The 18,260-nt window shown below is 53.9% G+C and carries 11 protein-coding genes, 5 tRNA genes and 3 rRNA genes; 2 read left to right on the top strand and 17 right to left on the bottom strand.

Features of this window, described 5'->3' with window-relative positions; genetic code table 11:
• Position 1: 1 nt before the first annotated feature.
• The 7 genes from secE to NIM72_RS13230 all read right to left on the bottom strand — a co-directional run bounded on the left by secE (position 2) and on the right by NIM72_RS13230 (position 2,832).
• Positions 2-385, bottom strand: a complete 384-nt coding sequence (gene secE, locus NIM72_RS13260; protein ID WP_013359731.1) for a preprotein translocase subunit SecE — start codon at positions 383-385, stop codon at positions 2-4.
• Between the two features lie 231 nt (positions 386-616).
• Positions 617-1,801 (bottom strand): elongation factor Tu, encoded by a 1,185-nt coding sequence (gene tuf, locus NIM72_RS13255; RefSeq protein WP_222924737.1) that lies wholly within the window; start codon positions 1,799-1,801, stop codon positions 617-619.
• 108 nt (positions 1,802-1,909) lie between these two features.
• Positions 1,910-1,985 (bottom strand) — tRNA-Thr (locus NIM72_RS13250).
• Between the two features lie 5 nt (positions 1,986-1,990).
• A tRNA-Gly gene (locus NIM72_RS13245) sits at positions 1,991-2,065 on the bottom strand.
• A 190-nt stretch (positions 2,066-2,255) separates the two neighbouring features.
• Positions 2,256-2,340, bottom strand: a tRNA-Tyr gene (locus NIM72_RS13240).
• An 8-nt stretch (positions 2,341-2,348) separates the two neighbouring features.
• Positions 2,349-2,424: transfer RNA gene (locus NIM72_RS13235), tRNA-Thr, on the bottom strand.
• Between the two features lie 237 nt (positions 2,425-2,661).
• Complete coding sequence (locus tag NIM72_RS13230; protein ID WP_161736987.1) at positions 2,662-2,832, bottom strand: hypothetical protein; 171 nt, start codon at positions 2,830-2,832, stop codon at positions 2,662-2,664.
• A gap of 354 nt (positions 2,833-3,186) precedes the next feature.
• Between NIM72_RS13230 and coaA the strand changes: the two genes are divergently transcribed.
• On the top strand, positions 3,187-4,134 hold the full coding sequence (gene coaA / locus NIM72_RS13225; protein ID WP_161736986.1) for a type I pantothenate kinase: 948 nt from the start codon (positions 3,187-3,189) through the stop codon (positions 4,132-4,134).
• 42 nt (positions 4,135-4,176) lie between these two features.
• Here coaA and birA read toward each other — a convergent pair whose 3' ends face one another.
• From birA to pepQ, 10 genes are all read right to left on the bottom strand, one after another.
• On the bottom strand, positions 4,177-5,136 hold the full coding sequence (gene birA, locus NIM72_RS13220; RefSeq protein ID WP_161736985.1) for a bifunctional biotin--[acetyl-CoA-carboxylase] ligase/biotin operon repressor BirA: 960 nt from the start codon (positions 5,134-5,136) through the stop codon (positions 4,177-4,179).
• Positions 5,133-6,170, bottom strand: a complete 1,038-nt coding sequence (gene murB / locus NIM72_RS13215; protein ID WP_161736984.1) for a UDP-N-acetylmuramate dehydrogenase — start codon at positions 6,168-6,170, stop codon at positions 5,133-5,135. Before murB ends, birA begins: the two co-directional genes overlap by 4 nt.
• Before the next feature lie 149 nt (positions 6,171-6,319).
• Positions 6,320-6,435, bottom strand: a 5S ribosomal RNA gene (gene rrf, locus NIM72_RS13210).
• Between the two features lie 211 nt (positions 6,436-6,646).
• Positions 6,647-9,554, bottom strand: a 23S ribosomal RNA gene (locus tag NIM72_RS13205).
• Between the two features lie 230 nt (positions 9,555-9,784).
• A tRNA-Glu gene (locus tag NIM72_RS13200) sits at positions 9,785-9,859 on the bottom strand.
• A gap of 88 nt (positions 9,860-9,947) precedes the next feature.
• A 16S ribosomal RNA gene (locus NIM72_RS13195) occupies positions 9,948-11,487 on the bottom strand.
• Together the 16S, 23S and 5S rRNA genes with 1 tRNA gene alongside form the textbook arrangement of a ribosomal RNA operon.
• A gap of 409 nt (positions 11,488-11,896) precedes the next feature.
• Positions 11,897-12,430, bottom strand: coding sequence for a menaquinone-dependent protoporphyrinogen IX dehydrogenase (hemG, locus tag NIM72_RS13190; RefSeq protein ID WP_253420707.1), 534 nt, complete (start codon positions 12,428-12,430; stop codon positions 11,897-11,899).
• A 17-nt stretch (positions 12,431-12,447) separates the two neighbouring features.
• Positions 12,448-13,899 (bottom strand): Trk system potassium transporter TrkH, encoded by a 1,452-nt coding sequence (gene trkH / locus NIM72_RS13185; protein WP_161733953.1) that lies wholly within the window; start codon positions 13,897-13,899, stop codon positions 12,448-12,450.
• A 32-nt stretch (positions 13,900-13,931) separates the two neighbouring features.
• Positions 13,932-14,549 (bottom strand): IMPACT family protein, encoded by a 618-nt coding sequence (locus NIM72_RS13180; protein ID WP_161733951.1) that lies wholly within the window; start codon positions 14,547-14,549, stop codon positions 13,932-13,934.
• A complete protein-coding gene (pepQ, locus tag NIM72_RS13175; protein WP_161733949.1) occupies positions 14,549-15,880 on the bottom strand; it encodes a Xaa-Pro dipeptidase in 1,332 nt (443 codons plus the stop codon). The genes NIM72_RS13180 and pepQ overlap by 1 nt, the downstream gene beginning before the upstream one ends.
• Before the next feature lie 187 nt (positions 15,881-16,067).
• Between pepQ and fadB the strand changes: the two genes are divergently transcribed.
• Entirely contained in the window at positions 16,068-18,251 is a 2,184-nt protein-coding gene (gene fadB / locus NIM72_RS13170) for a fatty acid oxidation complex subunit alpha FadB (RefSeq protein ID WP_253420704.1), read from the top strand.
• Positions 18,252-18,260 lie beyond the last annotated feature (9 nt).

The following is an 18,260-nucleotide window of genomic DNA, read 5'->3' as shown; positions in this document are numbered from 1 at the left end:
CTCAGAACCTCAGGCCAGTGATAAACGATACCAGACGGACCAGAATACCATCCAGCCCCCACAAAATCAGTGACATCACGGCAGTAACCGCGGCAACGATTAACGTGGTGTGCAGCGTTTCCTGGCGGGTTGGCCAGATAACCTTACGCATTTCTGTTCTTGCTTCACGAGCAAAAGCCACGGTCGCTTTGCCTTTGGTCGTTAAAAGCGCAATGCCGCCAGCCGCTGCAATCAGTACAACTACGGCTAACGCGCGCAGTGGCAGTGACACATCACGATAGAGGTAGTTACCTACAATCGCTGCAAGCAGCAGTAATACAACACCTACCCACTTTACCGCTTCCAGGCCACGCCCGCTCCCTTGAGCTTCGGTATTCGCACTCATAAACCAACCTGCCACAATAATTCAGAAACTATTCTGCCCCGCAGTGCGAGGCGTCCAAACCGAATGAGCTTTTGAGGCGTAACTCGGTATCCAACGCCGCATAACAGAGCCTGTCTCAGCAATGATTATGATCGAAAAAATCACTGATGAGCCAGGTTCTATGAAACAGCGTGCAAAAAGGGCATCAAATGATGCCCTTTCCGTGTGCATTGCGTCAAACGTTATCGGTAATTATGCGATAACTTTAGCAACAACACCCGCGCCAACGGTACGGCCACCTTCGCGGATTGCGAAGCGCAGACCTTCGTCCATTGCGATTGGGTGGATCAGGGTAACAACCATTTTGATGTTGTCGCCTGGCATGACCATTTCAACGCCTTCTGGCAGCTCTACTGAGCCGGTTACGTCAGTTGTACGGAAGTAGAACTGTGGACGATAGCCTTTGAAGAACGGAGTATGGCGACCACCTTCGTCTTTAGACAGAACGTAAACTTCTGACTCGAACTGGGTGTGTGGCTTGATTGAGCCTGGCTTAGCCAGAACCTGACCACGCTGGATGTCTTCACGCTTGATACCGCGCAGCAGAACACCACAGTTTTCGCCTGCCTGACCCTGGTCCAGCAGCTTACGGAACATCTCAACACCGGTACAGGTTGATTTCGCAGTATCTTTGATACCTACGATTTCAACTTCGTCGCCGACTTTAACGATGCCGCGCTCAACACGACCGGTAACAACAGTACCACGGCCAGAGATTGAGAAGACGTCTTCGATTGGCAGCAGGAACGGCATGTCGATCGCACGGACTGGATCCGGGATGTAGTTGTCCAGGTGTTCAGCCAGCTCAACGATTTTTGCTTCCCACTCAGGAACGCCTTCCAGCGCTTTCAGCGCAGAACCACGAACGATTGGGGTGTCATCGCCTGGGAAGTCGTACTGTGACAGCAGGTCACGGACTTCCATCTCTACCAGTTCCAGCAGCTCTTCATCATCAACCATGTCACACTTGTTCAGGAACACGATGATGTAAGGAACGCCAACCTGACGACCCAGCAGGATGTGCTCACGGGTCTGTGGCATCGGGCCATCAGTCGCAGCAACAACCAGGATCGCGCCGTCCATCTGCGCAGCACCGGTGATCATGTTTTTCACATAGTCGGCGTGACCTGGGCAGTCAACGTGAGCGTAGTGACGTGAAGCAGTCTCATACTCAACGTGTGCGGTGTTGATGGTAATACCGCGGGCTTTTTCTTCAGGGGTGCTGTCGATCTGGTCGAATGCACGCGCCTGGCCGCCGTTGGTTTTAGCCAGTACGGTAGTGATAGCTGCAGTCAGGGTGGTTTTACCGTGGTCAACGTGACCGATGGTGCCCACGTTTACGTGCAGTTTGTTACGTTGAAATTGCTCTTTAGCCATCGCTAGTCCCTCTAAGACACGGATATATCAATGATATCATCACATTAACCAGGCAATGCCTGACTGCAAGGAAGTTACAGAGAAAATCAGGAGGGAGATTAAAGGAAGTGGTGCTGATACCCAGAGTCGAACTGGGGACCTCACCCTTACCAAGGGTGCGCTCTACCAACTGAGCCATATCAGCACATCTGGAGCGGGCAGCGGGAATCGAACCCGCATCATCAGCTTGGAAGGCTGAGGTAATAGCCATTATACGATGCCCGCATCCTGGAACTCGGCTACCTGTTCTTTCTGTAGCTTGCAGAAAACAGAGAATGACTCTCTGTTATCTACTGCCTGCCAGCGAAGCTGACCGGCTTTGACTTCGCTAACGCTCAGTCTGAATTCAGGGTGATAAATGACTCACCTGACAGATAAACAGGTTGTCTATCTGTACTCAACCGTGAGGCTGAGATGGTGGTGGGAGAAGGATTCGAACCTTCGAAGTCTGTGACGGCAGATTTACAGTCTGCTCCCTTTGGCCGCTCGGGAATCCCACCTACTTGATTGGTGCCGGCTACCGGAATCGAACTGGTGACCTACTGATTACAAGTCAGTTGCTCTACCAACTGAGCTAAGCCGGCATCAAGTGGTGCGCATTCTAGGAAGGTCGGGCGTCGGATGCAACTAAAAAATCGCATATTTTTTTCTATCGCTTACTATTTGTGCAAATCGTCGCATTTTCGCGATTTTTTGCAGAATATTTGTGCAATCCGGCCCTGTTTTTACCGGCTCAGCCGGTTCTGACCGACGCTTCACTCCGTGCGAAAGCGCTCTTTCGGGCAGATAAATGATCCACGGCCCACGCCTTTATTTTGCCTTTACGCACTGAGTGATGCTTTTTTGAACCACTCTGCATCATTTTTTTGTTCACTGTCGCGCTTCAGCAGAAAATGGAGCCGCTTTGCGACCAAATAAACCGCTTTTTTGGCACCACCGTTACGAACGGTCTCAGAAGGGCAGACGGTTTTGCCGGGGATGTCGTCCGGCATCGGGTTTTGTCTTTCCCCGCCCTTCTGTGTCCTCCTCTCCCGCGTTTACGCCCTCAAGCCAGGCCTGTAGTCGGATAAGGGGATTAACGCCACCCAGTGGCTGTGAGGCGCGGTAAGATAATAAACAACCCCGGATCGGTGAAAACAGCGACTATCGTAACATTTTGTGGGTATGCCGACGAAAGCGAGATCGCCTCTATCTTTTTACTTCTGTTGAAAGCCATACTGGTGATACCCTCCAGCCCATTGTTCTCACTGATAAACCAGCGATTCGTGACTCACTTCACCCGTACTGTCCTGCTTATCGGCTAACACGCGGTTGATAGTAATGAATTTGCGGTCAGATGCATGCTTATGAATAAAACACCCCCCCTGACAACGCCTTATCTGGAGTTCACTCGTGAGCAGTGGGCTGCATTACGTGATTCTGTGCCGATGACGCTGTCAGAGGAAGAGATCGCGCAGCTCAAGGGCATCAACGAAGATCTTTCGCTGGAGGAAGTCGCAGAAATTTATCTGCCCCTTTCGCGTCTGCTTAATTTCTATATCAGCTCTAACGTTCGTCGGCAGGCGGTACTGGAGCAATTTCTGGGCACAAATAGCCAGAAAATCCCCTATATCATTAGTATTGCGGGGAGCGTCGCGGTCGGTAAGAGTACGACTGCGCGTGTACTGCAGGCGTTGCTCAGCCGCTGGCCTGAACATCGTAAAGTGGAATTGATCACGACGGATGGCTTCCTTCACCCTAATGCCGTGCTGAAAGAGCGTGGCTTAATGAAGAAAAAAGGCTTCCCGCAATCTTATGATATGCACCGGCTGGTCAATTTCGTTTCCGACTTAAAATCCGGAGCCAGTCAGGTGACCGCCCCGGTCTATTCGCACCTGATTTATGATGTCATCCCTGACGGCGATAAAGTGATACAGCAGCCAGATATTCTTATTCTGGAAGGTCTGAACGTATTACAGAGCGGCATGGACTATCCCCATGACCCCCATCACGTCTTTGTTTCGGACTTCGTTGACTTCTCTATCTATGTAGATGCAGAGGAAGACCTTCTGCAAAGCTGGTATATCAATCGATTCCTGAAATTCCGTCAGGGTGCCTTTACCGATCCAGACTCCTACTTCCACCATTACGCCCAGCTCTCAGAGGCAGAAGCGGTTGAGATAGCGGGTAATCTATGGAAAGAGATTAACTGGCTCAATCTGCAGGAAAATATCCTGCCGACGCGTGAAAGGGCCAGCCTGATCATGACCAAAAGTGGCGATCATGCGGTCGACAAGGTTCGCCTGCGTAAATAACCGCGGTCATAAAAAAGCCTGCATCAGTGCAGGCTTTTTTAATCAGACAGGACGCAGTGATATTTCCCCACCCACCCAGGCTTTTATTTCGCCATCCTGCTCCAGTAATAAACCACCCTGGCTGTCGACGCCCCGTGCAATACCATGCACTTCACGTTCGCCGATGAGCAGCTTAACGTGCCGGTTAATAAAATTGTCCAGTGCCGCCCAGCGCGAGATAAAGGCAGTTAATCCCTCCTGCTCAAACAGCGGCAGGGCCTCGCGCAGGCTGTTGATCAGACGGGCTGCCAGCTCATTGCGGTTCACGCTTACTCCGGCCTCCTGCAGATTAATCCAGCCCTGATTAATCTGTGAAGCATCCGCTGTCCGCATCGCCAGGTTGATGCCCGCCCCCATAACGATCTGCGCAGCATCACCGGTTTTGCCGGTCAGTTCGACCAGAATACCTGCCAGTTTCCGATCGTTGAGGTAAATGTCATTGGGCCACTTTACCCGGACATCATCGGCACCGAGTGAACGTAATGTTTCAGCCATAACAATACCGATGACCAGACTAAGACCCATCGCCGCAGCCGGACCCTGCTCAAGACGCCAGTACATGGACATGTAGAGGTTGGCACCAAAAGGAGAGAACCATTGACGACCACGACGGCCACGACCTGCCTGCTGGTATTCTGCTATGCAGGCGGTGCCAGACGGCATGTCATGCATGCGTTCCAGCAGATACTGATTTGTGGAATCAATCACCGGTATAACCGAGACATGACCCTGCTTCACCTGTGACAGAATTGCCTGCTCATCCAGCAGCTGTATTGGGGCAGAGAGGCTATAGCCTTTCCCTGTCACGGTATAGACGTCAAGACCCCAGCTTTTTAGTGTCTGGATGTGCTTATTGATGGCGGCACGACTCATGCCCAGTGTGTCGCCCAGCTGCTCGCCAGAATGAAACTCACCATCAGATAAAATATCGACCAGTTTGAGCGGGACACTGTGGTCTTTCATACGATCACCCCGACAGCATTGCATTCACCTTGCGCCTGAATAAAGCGGACTTCGGGCTCAAGCCAGACATCAAATTTTTCACCTACCCGGGCGCGCACAGTTTTTGCCAGCGCAACGATATCCTCAGGTGTGGCATGGTCAGCGTTAATCAGTACCAGAGCCTGTTGCTGGTGAACGGCGGCACCGCCGATGCGATACCCCTTCAGCTGACACTGATCGATAAGCCACCCTGCGGCCAGCTTGGTTTCACCATCTGGCATCAGATAGTGTGGCATCGCAGGGAAATGGGTCAGCAGAGAGCTACGCTGCGCCTCGGTGACGACCGGGTTTTTAAAGAAGCTGCCGACATTACCGGTGACTTTCGGATCCGGTAATTTGCTCTGCCGCATCTGGCATACCGCGTGATAGACATCCCAGGCATTGGCTGTCACCGGGTTAAGCGTTTTCAGGTCGCCATAGGTTAATACGGGCTGCCATTGCTTAGGCAATATTATCCCGACCGCGACGATGACATAGCCTGACTGGTAGCGATGTTTAAAAATGCTGTCACGATAGCCAAATTCACAGGCTTCACGATTGAGACGTTCTGTCTCACCACTGTGCAGGTTAAGTACATCCACATATTCGCAGACATCTTTTAATTCCACACCATAGGCGCCAATGTTCTGAATCGGTGCCGAGCCGGTCATCCCAGGGATCAACGCCAGGTTTTCCAGGCCGGTAATCCCTTTTTCCAGCGTACTCTTAACCAGCTGATGCCAGTTCTCACCTGCCCCGACATGCAACTTCCAGCACTCAAATTCATCCTGAATTTTGATGCCTTTGATGCGATTCAGCACTACGGTACCGGCAAAATCCTCCAGGAAGAGGACATTACTGCCTTCACCGAGCACAAGGAAAGGTGTTTGATTACGCTGGCTATCCTGCCATGCGGCCAGAATGGCGGCTGGCGTCTCTGCGACGATGCGTTTTTGTGTGTGTACTTCAAGCCCAAGCGTATTGTCGGCTTTTAAGGAAGGATGCTGGCTGGACATTTGACGGCCTTTACTGAGTTATCTGGCCGTAGTTTACCGTATCAGAGAGGGGTTCTCAGGCTGTTTTCGGAGATTATGGTGCGGTTTTTCACGATCTGCAGACGTAAAAAAGCCCCGCACTGCGTGCGGGGCTTCTTCACTTATATAATGCCTGGCAGTTCCCTACTCTCGCATGGGGAGGCCCCACACTACCATCGGCGCTACGGCGTTTCACTTCTGAGTTCGGCATGGGGTCAGGTGGGACCACCGCGCTAAAGCCGCCAGGCAAATTCTTTGTGCTCTGTCCTGTGTCTTTTGTGCTGATGCTGCGTTGGCCGCCCTCGCGCTACTCCGTCACATACTTCAGTATGCTCCTTCGTATCGGTCGGTTGCCGCCTTGCCTCAGCGCAAAATCCTTCGGACTTCAGCCCGCAGGACACAACTGTATCCGGTTAACAAGCTGAAAATCTGTCTCTCAAAAACGCCTCTGGCGTTGTAAGGTTAAGCCTCACGGGTCATTAGTACCGGTTAGCTCAACGCATCGCTGCGCTTACACACCCGGCCTATCAACGTCGTAGTCTTCAACGTCCCTTCAGGACCCTCAAGGAGTCAGGGAGAACTCATCTCGGGGCAAGTTTCGTGCTTAGATGCTTTCAGCACTTATCTTTTCCGCACTTAGCTACCGGGCAGTGCCATTGGCATGACAACCCGAACACCAGTGGTGCGTTCACTCCGGTCCTCTCGTACTAGGAGCAACCCCCCTCAATTCTCCAGCGCCCACGGCAGATAGGGACCGAACTGTCTCACGACGTTCTAAACCCAGCTCGCGTACCACTTTAAACGGCGAACAGCCGTACCCTTGGGACCTACTTCAGCCCCAGGATGTGATGAGCCGACATCGAGGTGCCAAACACCGCCGTCGATATGAACTCTTGGGCGGTATCAGCCTGTTATCCCCGGAGTACCTTTTATCCGTTGAGCGATGGCCCTTCCATTCAGAACCACCGGATCACTATGACCTGCTTTCGCACCTGCTCGAGCCGTCACTCTCGCAGTCAAGCCAGCTTATGCCATTGCACTAACCTCACGATGTCCGACCGTGATTAGCTGACCTTCGTGCTCCTCCGTTACTCTTTAGGAGGAGACCGCCCCAGTCAAACTACCCACCAGACACTGTCCGCAGCCCGGATAACGGGCCTACGTTAGAACATCAAACATTAAAGGGTGGTATTTCAAGGTTGGCTCCACGCAGACTGGCGTCCGCGCTTCAAAGCCTCCCACCTATCCTACACATCAAGGCTCAATGTTCAGTGTCAAGCTGTAGTAAAGGTTCACGGGGTCTTTCCGTCTTGCCGCGGGTACACTGCATCTTCACAGCGAGTTCAATTTCACTGAGTCTCGGGTGGAGACAGCCTGGCCATCATTACGCCATTCGTGCAGGTCGGAACTTACCCGACAAGGAATTTCGCTACCTTAGGACCGTTATAGTTACGGCCGCCGTTTACCGGGGCTTCGATCAAGAGCTTCTCCTTGCGGATAACCCCATCAATTAACCTTCCGGCACCGGGCAGGCGTCACACCGTATACGTCCACTTTCGTGTTTGCACAGTGCTGTGTTTTTAATAAACAGTTGCAGCCAGCTGGTATCTTCGACTGGCTTCGGCTCGGGGAGTAAATCCCTCCACCTACGCGCCAGCGTGCCTTCTCCCGAAGTTACGGCACCATTTTGCCTAGTTCCTTCACCCGAGTTCTCTCAAGCGCCTTGGTATTCTCTACCTGACCACCTGTGTCGGTTTGGGGTACGATTCTGTGTTACCTGATGCTTAGAGGCTTTTCCTGGAAGCTGGGCATTTATCACTTCAGCACCGTAGTGCCTCGTCGTCACGCCTCAGCGTTAATAAGGGACCGGATTTACCTGGACCCTCCGCCTACACGCTTAAACCGGGACAACCGTCGCCCGGCTGATATAGCCTTCTCCGTCCCCCCTTCGCAGTAACACCGAGTACAGGAATATTAACCTGTTTCCCATCGACTACGCCTTTCGGCCTCGCCTTAGGGGTCGACTCACCCTGCTCCGATTAACGTTGAACAGGAACCCTTGGTCTTCCGGCGAGCGGGCTTTTCACCCGCTTTATCGTTACTTATGTCAGCATTCGCACTTCTGATACCTCCAGCATGCCTCACAGCACACCTTCGACGGCTTACAGAACGCTCCCCTACCCAACAACACATAGTGTCGCTGCCGCAGCTTCGGTGCATGGTTTAGCCCCGTTACATCTTCCGCGCAGGCCGACTCGACCAGTGAGCTATTACGCTTTCTTTAAATGATGGCTGCTTCTAAGCCAACATCCTGGCTGTCTGTGCCTTCCCACATCGTTTCCCACTTAACCATGACTTTGGGACCTTAGCTGGCGGTCTGGGTTGTTTCCCTCTTCACGACGGACGTTAGCACCCGCCGTGTGTCTCCCGTGATAACATTCTCCGGTATTCGCAGTTTGCATCGGGTTGGTAAGCCGGGATGGCCCCCTAGCCGAAACAGTGCTCTACCCCCGGAGATGAGTTCACGAGGCGCTACCTAAATAGCTTTCGGGGAGAACCAGCTATCTCCCGGTTTGATTGGCCTTTCACCCCCAGCCACAGGTCATCCGCTAATTTTTCAACATTAGTCGGTTCGGTCCTCCAGTTAGTGTTACCCAACCTTCAACCTGCCCATGGCTAGATCACCGGGTTTCGGGTCTATACCCTGCAACTTAACGCCCAGTTAAGACTCGGTTTCCCTGCGGCTCCCCTATACGGTTAACCTTGCTACAGAATATAAGTCGCTGACCCATTATACAAAAGGTACGCAGTCACCCCCGTAAAGAGGGCTCCCACTGCTTGTACGTACACGGTTTCAGGTTCTGTTTCACTCCCCTCGCCGGGGTTCTTTTCGCCTTTCCCTCACGGTACTGGTTCACTATCGGTCAGTCAGGAGTATTTAGCCTTGGAGGATGGTCCCCCCATATTCAGACAGGATACCACGTGTCCCGCCTTACTCATCGAGCTCACAGCGCGTGTGCTTTTGTGTACGGGAGTATCACCCTGTACCCTGCGACTTTCCAGACGCTTCCACTAACACACATGCTGATTCAGGCTCTGGGCTGCTCCCCGTTCGCTCGCCGCTACTGGGGGAATCTCGGTTGATTTCTTTTCCTCGGGGTACTTAGATGTTTCAGTTCCCCCGGTTCGCCTTGCAGCACTATGTATTCATGCTGCAATGATGCACAGAGTGCACCGGGTTTCCCCATTCGGACATCGACGGCTGTAGCGGTTCATATCACCTTACCGTCGCTTTACGCAGATTAGCACGTCCTTCATCGCCTCTGACTGCCTGGGCATCCACCGTGTACGCTTAGTCGCTTAACCTCACAACCCACAGGCGTTTTGCAACGCTGCAGACTGCAAGCATTTGAGAGACTCGAACGTGCCGCGTTTTTCATTCTTGTTACGGAGAATGAAAGCGACACGTCGTTTCAATTTTCAGCTTGTTCCGGATTGTTAAAGAGCAAATATCTCAAACGCGACCCGGCTGCTTACGCAGCCAGAACGGCTTTGAGATACTGTATGGAGACATCTTTCACCTGTCACCAAGCAGGTGGCGTCCCCTAGGGGATTCGAACCCCTGTTGCCGCCGTGAAAGGGCGGAGTCCTAACCGCTAGACGAAGGGGACACGATAGTGTCACGACTTCGCAGCCGTCCTGCTCATTACTTTTTATCAGACAATCTGTGTGGACACTGCGCGGGAAGGTATCTTCAGGTAAGGAGGTGATCCAACCGCAGGTTCCCCTACGGTTACCTTGTTACGACTTCACCCCAGTCATGAATCACAAAGTGGTAAGCGCCCTCCCGAAGGTTAAGCTACCTACTTCTTTTGCAACCCACTCCCATGGTGTGACGGGCGGTGTGTACAAGGCCCGGGAACGTATTCACCGTGGCATTCTGATCCACGATTACTAGCGATTCCGACTTCACGGAGTCGAGTTGCAGACTCCGATCCGGACTACGACGCACTTTGTGAGGTCCGCTTGCTCTCGCGAGGTCGCTTCTCTTTGTATGCGCCATTGTAGCACGTGTGTAGCCCTACTCGTAAGGGCCATGATGACTTGACGTCATCCCCACCTTCCTCCGGTTTATCACCGGCAGTCTCCTTTGAGTTCCCGACCGAATCGCTGGCAACAAAGGATAAGGGTTGCGCTCGTTGCGGGACTTAACCCAACATTTCACAACACGAGCTGACGACAGCCATGCAGCACCTGTCTCACGGTTCCCGAAGGCACTAAGGCATCTCTGCCGAATTCCGTGGATGTCAAGAGTAGGTAAGGTTCTTCGCGTTGCATCGAATTAAACCACATGCTCCACCGCTTGTGCGGGCCCCCGTCAATTCATTTGAGTTTTAACCTTGCGGCCGTACTCCCCAGGCGGTCGACTTAACGCGTTAGCTCCGGAAGCCACTCCTCAAGGGAACAACCTCCAAGTCGACATCGTTTACGGCGTGGACTACCAGGGTATCTAATCCTGTTTGCTCCCCACGCTTTCGCACCTGAGCGTCAGTCTTTGTCCAGGGGGCCGCCTTCGCCACCGGTATTCCTCCAGATCTCTACGCATTTCACCGCTACACCTGGAATTCTACCCCCCTCTACAAGACTCAAGCCTGCCAGTTTCAAATGCAGTTCCCAGGTTAAGCCCGGGGATTTCACATCTGACTTAACAGACCGCCTGCGTGCGCTTTACGCCCAGTAATTCCGATTAACGCTTGCACCCTCCGTATTACCGCGGCTGCTGGCACGGAGTTAGCCGGTGCTTCTTCTGCGGGTAACGTCAATCGGCGCGGTTATTAACCGCACCGCCTTCCTCCCCGCTGAAAGTACTTTACAACCCGAAGGCCTTCTTCATACACGCGGCATGGCTGCATCAGGCTTGCGCCCATTGTGCAATATTCCCCACTGCTGCCTCCCGTAGGAGTCTGGACCGTGTCTCAGTTCCAGTGTGGCTGGTCATCCTCTCAGACCAGCTAGGGATCGTCGCCTAGGTGGGCCATTACCCCGCCTACTAGCTAATCCCATCTGGGTTCATCCGATAGTGAGAGGCCCGAAGGTCCCCCTCTTTGGTCTTGCGACGTTATGCGGTATTAGCCACCGTTTCCAGTGGTTATCCCCCTCTATCGGGCAGATCCCCAGACATTACTCACCCGTCCGCCACTCGTCACCCGAGAGCAAGCTCTCTGTGCTACCGTCCGACTTGCATGTGTTAGGCCTGCCGCCAGCGTTCAATCTGAGCCATGATCAAACTCTTCAATTTAAGTTTGATTTGCTTAAACAAGTTAAGCGGTGCTCATCTGTAAAACGTCATAATGAATTTCATTATGTGTTCACTCGTGAGGCTTTGATATTTTTGTGCGTCCAAAGACGCTGATATCAATCCTGCGAGTGCCCACACAGATTGTCTGATAAATTGTTAAAGAGCAGTGCGAACAGTGCGTTAGCGTCCTGTCGCGAGGTGGCGTATATTACGCTTTCCTCCTGCAGAGTCAACCTCTTTCTCAGAAGTTTTTCTCCTGCGGCGCAGTCTCCTGTGCCTTCAACCCGTTTCCCGTTGCCGGTGTGCCGTGTCGATGGAGGCGCATTATAGGGAGTTCGCGCGGGCTGACAAGTGTTTATTGCGAAAAGATTATCGTTCGCAGTAATTTTCATCAAATCGCGCTATTTCGCTACGATTTGCCTGGTAACTGTGCAAAATCATTGGCAAAAGTGCGTACCTGCTGCCAGTCCGTGTATTCCACTTCTTTCGTTGAATCTGTCTCACCACCGGTCATACGCATAATCAGCTGAATCATGACGCGATCGAACCAGCGATAGCGGGGATAATAAAGTGCGCCTGCGAACACGGCACAGCAATCGGGCTGCCACGGAGAGTTAGCCAGGAACTTCTGCGTATAGGCGTTGGTTTCAGGCAAACGCTTTTCAGGTTTACGCGCCGTCAGGTTCACCGAAAAGAAACCGCTGGTACGCTGCTGCAACGCCTGAAGGTGAAGCTTTACGAACTTATCGACGACTGGCTGGAAATGGCCGTAGCGGATCGAGGCACCAATCAGCACGCGATCATACTGTGCCCAGTCAGGCAGAGTGGCATCCTGGATGTCCAGTACATCACATGGCTGCTGCTGACGGATCACCTCAGCAATAGAAGAGGCAATCTTCTTTGTTTGTCCGTCGCGAGTGGAATAGAGAATCAGCGCTTTCATGTCAGCATCCTTATTAATTATTCACGCCAGAAAGTAGGCGTGAACAGCACCAGCAAGGTAAATACCTCGAGACGCCCGAACAACATGGTAGAAATAAGAATCCATTTTGCCACGTCATTCATTGAAGTGAAGTTATCAGCCACTACCCCCAGGCCCGGCCCGAGGTTGTTGAGCGTCGCGGCAACGGCAGCAAAAGCCGAGAAGTCATCGACGCCGGTGGCGATGATCGCCAGCATGCTGACCAGGAACACCAGTGCATAAGCCGAGAAGAATCCCCAGACGGCTTCAAGGATACGTTCCGGTAGCGCCCGATTGCCCAGCTTGATGGTATAGACCGCATTGGGATGAACCAGACGTTTAAGCTCACGGTTACCCTGCTTGCACAACAGCAGGATGCGAATCACCTTCAGGCCACCGCCGGTTGAACCGGCACAGCCGCCAATAAAGGCGGAGCACAACAGCAGTACCGGCAGGAACAATGGCCAGCGTGCGATGCTGTCGGTCGTGAATCCCGCCGTTGTCGCCATGGAAACGACCTGGAAGAAGGCCTGATTCAGCGTCTGCCAGCCACTTTCATAGACATTGTGGAACCAGAGAACCAGTGTGCAGATCAATACCAGCGTCAGCTGAACGCCAATAAACATGCGGAATTCCGGGTCGCGCCAGTACACGCGTAAATTACGTCCGCTTAACATGGCAAAGTGCAGGCCATAGTTACAGCCTGAGATCAGCAGAAACACTGCCACGATGGTATTGATAGTGCCACTATGGAAATAGCCGATGCTGGCGTCATGGGTAGAGAAGCCGCCAATGGCGATGGTTGAGAAGCTGTGACCGATAGCATCAAACGCGGGCATGCCCGCCAGCCACAGCGCCAGTGCACAGGCCACCGTCAGCAGGACGTAGATCAGCCAGAGTGTTTTGGCCGTCTCGGCGATACGTGGCCGCATCTTGTTATCTTTTAGCGGACCCGGCATCTCAGCGCGATAGAGCTGCATACCCCCGACGCCGAGAATCGGCAGTATCGCCACCGCTAACACGATGATCCCCATACCGCCCAGCCACTGCAGCATCTGCCGATAGAAGAGGATCGCCTTGGGCAGCGAGTCCAGTCCCACTAGTGTGGTGGCACCGGTCGTTGTCAGGCCAGAGAAAGATTCAAAAAACGCATCCGTTACCGAAAGATGCGGCTGCTCGGCAAAGATAAAGGGCATCGCCCCTACGCTGCCCAGCACCGTCCAGAACAGGACGACAATCAGAAACCCTTCCCGCGGTTTGAGTTCGGTTTTCTTTTTGCGATTCGGCCACCACAGCAGCGAGCCGATCACCAGCGCCATCATAAAGGTCTGGCTAAATGCCCGCCCCGCGCCATCGCGATAAATCAATGCGACCAGGCCGGGCAAAATCATCGTCACTGAAAAGAGGATCACCAGCAGACCGACTATGCGGGTAATGGCGCGAAAGTGCATTCAGCCGTTCCTTTAAATAATAGAGATGAATATCAGGGTGTGAGCGGGATCAGCGATAACGCGCCCCGACTAAAGTCTGACAGATTTTGTTTAAATCCGTCGATCTGTCCGTAAGGGACAGCCAGCGTCAATGCAATGCGATCCTGAAACTGACTGTCGGTCACCTTACCGTCGAAACGCTGAACCAGCCGTTCTATGTCGCTGAGCTGTGAATAGTCACACTGCAGTGTGAACAGCTTCATCGGCACTTTGCGCTGCCGTGGCAGCAGCTTAAGCCCCTGCTGGACCCCACCGCCATAGGCTTTCACTAAGCCGCCGGTTCCCAGCATGATGCCGCCATAATAACGCACCACCACGGCGGTAATCTCGCCAATATCTGCGCCCATCAGCTGCGCCAGCATCGGTTTGCCGGCCGTGCCCGAAGGTTCACCATCATCAGAGAAGCCAAGCTGCTGAGAATCATTCGGCGCACCCGCGACCCACGCCCAGCAGTGATGCCGGGCAGTGGGATGCTCGCTTTTAACCTGCTGGACAAACGCGCGCGCCGCTTCTGCACCCTCGGTGTGCGCCAGTAGTGTAATGAAGCGGCTCTTTTTGATCGTCTCCTCACTGCTGCTCAGGGGCACAGCGGGAATATCAAAGGCCTCCATCAGGCCAGATGCAGATCGCGGGTCATGTTCTCAACGCGATGCGCATGGATCACCACGTTGTCTTCGATACGAATCCCGCCATAAGGCCGAAGCGCATCAATGGCCTGCCAGTTAAAGTACTGACTAAAACGGCCTGCACGCAGCGGCGCCAGTAATGAGTCAATAATATAGAAGCCCGGCTCGATGGTTAAGACCATGCCCGGTTGCAGCACGCGGGTGCAGCGAAGATAAGGATATTGCGCAGGCGCGGCCAGATGCGTGCCCTGATCATCCTGCATAAAGCCAGCCACGTCATGCACCTGCAGACCCAGCGGATGCCCCAGGCCATGAGGCATAAACGGACCGGTCAGATCTTCAGCCACCAGCGCTTCTTCGCTGATCCCCTGCACCAGCTCAAACTTCAGCAACATCTTCGCAATACGCTGGTGCATCTGAAGATGATAATCGGTGTAGCGCACGCCCGCTTTCAGCGTAGCGATCAGCGCCAGCTCTTCCGCGTTCATTGCCTCAATCATTCTGGCATAGAGCGAACCACTCTGCGCCGCATAGCTGCGGGTCAAATCGGCGGCATAGCCAAGATACTCAGCACCGGCATCAATCAAAAAGCTGTGGCGTTTCGCCGGTGGCTGATGATCCAGCCGGGTATAGTGCAACACGGCAGCGTGTTCATTCAGCGCGATGATATTGCCGTAAGGCACATCGGTGTCGCGATGACCGGTTGCGGTCAGATACGCCTGATTGATATCGAACTCGCTTAAGCCCGCTGCGAACGCCTCTTTCGCTGCGCGATGGCCAGCCACTGCCAGCTTCTGTGCCTGACGCAGACAGGCGAGTTCATAATCGGTTTTGATGCTGCGATGGAAATGCAGAAAGTCGATCACCGCTTTGGGATTGATATTGCCAGAGGCGATACCGAGCTGAGCCGCGCGCGCGTTGACCGGGCCGATATAAGCGACGTTATCGCGCTGTGCGGGCAGCAGTTGCGCAATCTCATCAGCATTTTTCAGGCCAATGACCTCAACATCCGCGGTCCAGAAACTATCCGGCAGCGGTTCGACGTTATGCCAGTAATCCACCGGAGAGTAGAACCACAGTTTCGGTTTGTTCACCCCGTCAATCCACAGCCAGCAGTTAGGCACCTGCGTCACCGGCACCCAGGCCTTGAACTGTGGATTCACCTTGAACGGATAGGTGTGATCATCCAGAAACACCGTCAATAACTCACCGGAATGGATCAGCATCGCATCCAGTTTGTTGCGTGCCAGCACCTGCTGCGCCCGTTGTTGCAACGTGGCGATATGCGCGTGATACAAGGTCTTCAGTGAATCCATTGACGTCTCTCCAGTGTCGCGAAATGGCCGCAAGTTTAGCATACCCCTTGCGCAGATGCCGATGTCAGCACTGCTGTGATCTTGTTAGCAAATAAGCAAAGAGCCGTTTGCAATTAATTAACATCGCTCCCACACTCACGATCATCTGGTATGACCAGATCACCTTTCGCGGTTTCAGGAGACGCACATGCTCTACCAAGGCGCTAACCTTACTCTTCACTGGCTGGACGATGGCATCGCCGAGCTGGTTTTTGACGCTACAGGCTCGGTCAATAAGCTCGATACGCAAACGGTCGCCAGTCTGGGCGAGGCGATTGCGGTACTGGAACAGCAGCCAGAACTGCGCGGCCTGCTGCTGAGCTCCGCTAAACCTGCTTTTATTGTGGGCGCGGATATCACCGAGTTTCTTTCTCTGTTTGATGCACCCACCGAAAAGCTGAGTCAGTGGTTGAGCTACGCCAACAACATCTTTAACCGTCTGGAAGATTTGCCGGTGCCGACTCTGGCCGCCATTGACGGCTATGCGCTGGGCGGTGGATGTGAATGCGTACTGGCAACCGATCTGCGTATTGCCACTGCGGACGCCCGTATTGGCCTGCCGGAAACAAAACTTGGCATCATGCCCGGCTTTGGGGGCAGCGTGCGACTACCGCGCCTGCTGGGCGCCGACAGTGCGCTGGAAATTATTGCGGCGGGTAAAGATGTTGATGGCAACGCCGCCCTGAAACTCGGCCTGGTCGATGCGGTGGTGTCGCGCGAGAAACTGCGCGAGGCGGGGATCGCGATGCTCAAAGCCGCCGCTACTGATGGCAGCTGGCGGGCGCGCCGGGCACCGAAACTGGCACCGCTGAAACTCAGTCCGATTGAAGCGGCGATGAGCTTCACGATTGCGAAAGCAATGGTGCTGCAGACGGCAGGTAAACACTATCCCGCCCCGCTGATGGCCGTAAAAACGATTGAAGCGGCGGCCAGTCTTGGCCGTGATGATGCGCTGAAACTTGAAACCGCGGCGTTTGTGCCCCTGGCGCAGTCTGATGAAGCCCGCGCACTGGTCGGCATCTTTCTCAACGACCAGTACGTTAAAAGCCTGGCGAAAAAACGCGGCAGCGAAAGCGGTGCACCGGCTCAGGCAGCGGTACTGGGCGCGGGCATCATGGGTGGCGGCATCAGCTATCAGTCGGCCTGGAAAGGTGTGCCGGTAAGAATGAAAGACATTAATCCGCAGGCGTTAACCCTGGGGATGAACGAAGCCAGCAAGCTGCTCAATAAGCTGCTGGACCGCGGCAAAATCGACGGCAGTAAACTCGCCAGTGTGATCGCCACTATTCAGCCCACCCTGGATTACGCCGGTTTTGACCAGGCCGATGTGGTGGTGGAAGCCGTAGTAGAGAACCCGCAGATCAAGGCCAAAGTGCTGGCGGAAACCGAACAGCATCTGCGTCAGGATGCGATTCTGGCCTCCAATACCTCAACCATTCCTATCACCCAGCTGGCACAGGCGCTGCAACGCCCGGAAAATTTCTGTGGCATGCACTTCTTCAATCCGGTGCCGCGTATGCCGCTGGTTGAAGTGATTCGTGGCGAGAAAACCAGTGAAGCAACACTGAGTAAAGTCGTGGCATGGGCCAGCAAAATGGGCAAAACACCCATCGTGGTGAATGACTGCCCCGGCTTCTTTGTCAATCGTGTGCTGTTCCCCTACTTCGCGGCTTTCAGCCTGCTGCTGCGCGACGGCGCTGATTTCCGTCAGATTGATAAAGTGATGGAAAAACAGTTCGGCTGGCCGATGGGGCCGTCATGGCTGCTGGATGTGGTGGGCATCGATACCGCACACCACGCGCAAAGCGTCATGGCTGATGGTTTCCCGGATCGTATGAAGCATGACTATCGCGATGCGATCGATCTGCTGTTTGATGCCGGTCGTTTTGGTCAGAAAAATGGCAAAGGCTTCTGGCGCTGGGAAGAGGATAAAAAGGGCAAGCTGAAGAAGGTGCCGGATGCGGAGGTAGATACGCTGCTGCAACAGGTTTGTCAGCCCGCGCGAGCCTTCAGCGATGAAGAGATTCTGAACCGCATGATGCTGCCGATGCTGAATGAGGTGGTGCGCTGCCTGGAAGAGAAGATTATCGCCTCGCCCGCTGAAGCGGACATGGCACTGGTCTATGGCCTCGGTTTCCCACCGTTCCGTGGTGGTGCTTTCCGCTACCTCGATACCCTGGGCAACAGCAATGTGGTCGATCAGGCCCGGCGCTACAGCGCGCTTGGTGGCCTGTATGCCCTGCCTGAGCTGCTGGTGCAGAAAGCCCATCAGCATGAAAGCTGGTATCCCGCCGCCAAACCGATTGATGAAGCCGCGCTGAAAAGCGCCTGAGGGCAAGAA

This window comes from Pantoea sp. B550 (assembly GCF_024158165.1).
Taxonomy (GTDB): Bacteria; Pseudomonadota; Gammaproteobacteria; order Enterobacterales; family Enterobacteriaceae; genus Pantoea; species Pantoea alfalfae.
The sequence above is the reverse complement of the archived record's forward strand: the minus strand, read 5'-3'. Positions and strand labels throughout refer to the sequence as shown.

What these genes read in the sequence shown, in the direction of transcription:
- secE (WP_013359731.1), bottom strand. Translation starts at nt 385, where the DNA reads ATGAGTGCGAATACCGAAGCTCAAGGGAGCGGGCGTGGCCTGGAAGCG.
- tuf (WP_222924737.1), bottom strand. Translation starts at nt 1,801, where the DNA reads ATGGCTAAAGAGCAATTTCAACGTAACAAACTGCACGTAAACGTGGGC.
- NIM72_RS13230 (WP_161736987.1), bottom strand. Translation starts at nt 2,832, where the DNA reads ATGCCGGACGACATCCCCGGCAAAACCGTCTGCCCTTCTGAGACCGTT.
- coaA (WP_161736986.1), top strand. Translation starts at nt 3,187, where the DNA reads ATGAATAAAACACCCCCCCTGACAACGCCTTATCTGGAGTTCACTCGT.
- birA (WP_161736985.1), bottom strand. Translation starts at nt 5,136, where the DNA reads ATGAAAGACCACAGTGTCCCGCTCAAACTGGTCGATATTTTATCTGAT.
- murB (WP_161736984.1), bottom strand. Translation starts at nt 6,170, where the DNA reads ATGTCCAGCCAGCATCCTTCCTTAAAAGCCGACAATACGCTTGGGCTT.
- hemG (WP_253420707.1), bottom strand. Translation starts at nt 12,430, where the DNA reads ATGAAAGCGCTGATTCTCTATTCCACTCGCGACGGACAAACAAAGAAG.
- trkH (WP_161733953.1), bottom strand. Translation starts at nt 13,899, where the DNA reads ATGCACTTTCGCGCCATTACCCGCATAGTCGGTCTGCTGGTGATCCTC.
- NIM72_RS13180 (WP_161733951.1), bottom strand. Translation starts at nt 14,549, where the DNA reads ATGGAGGCCTTTGATATTCCCGCTGTGCCCCTGAGCAGCAGTGAGGAG.
- pepQ (WP_161733949.1), bottom strand. Translation starts at nt 15,880, where the DNA reads ATGGATTCACTGAAGACCTTGTATCACGCGCATATCGCCACGTTGCAA.
- fadB (WP_253420704.1), top strand. Translation starts at nt 16,068, where the DNA reads ATGCTCTACCAAGGCGCTAACCTTACTCTTCACTGGCTGGACGATGGC.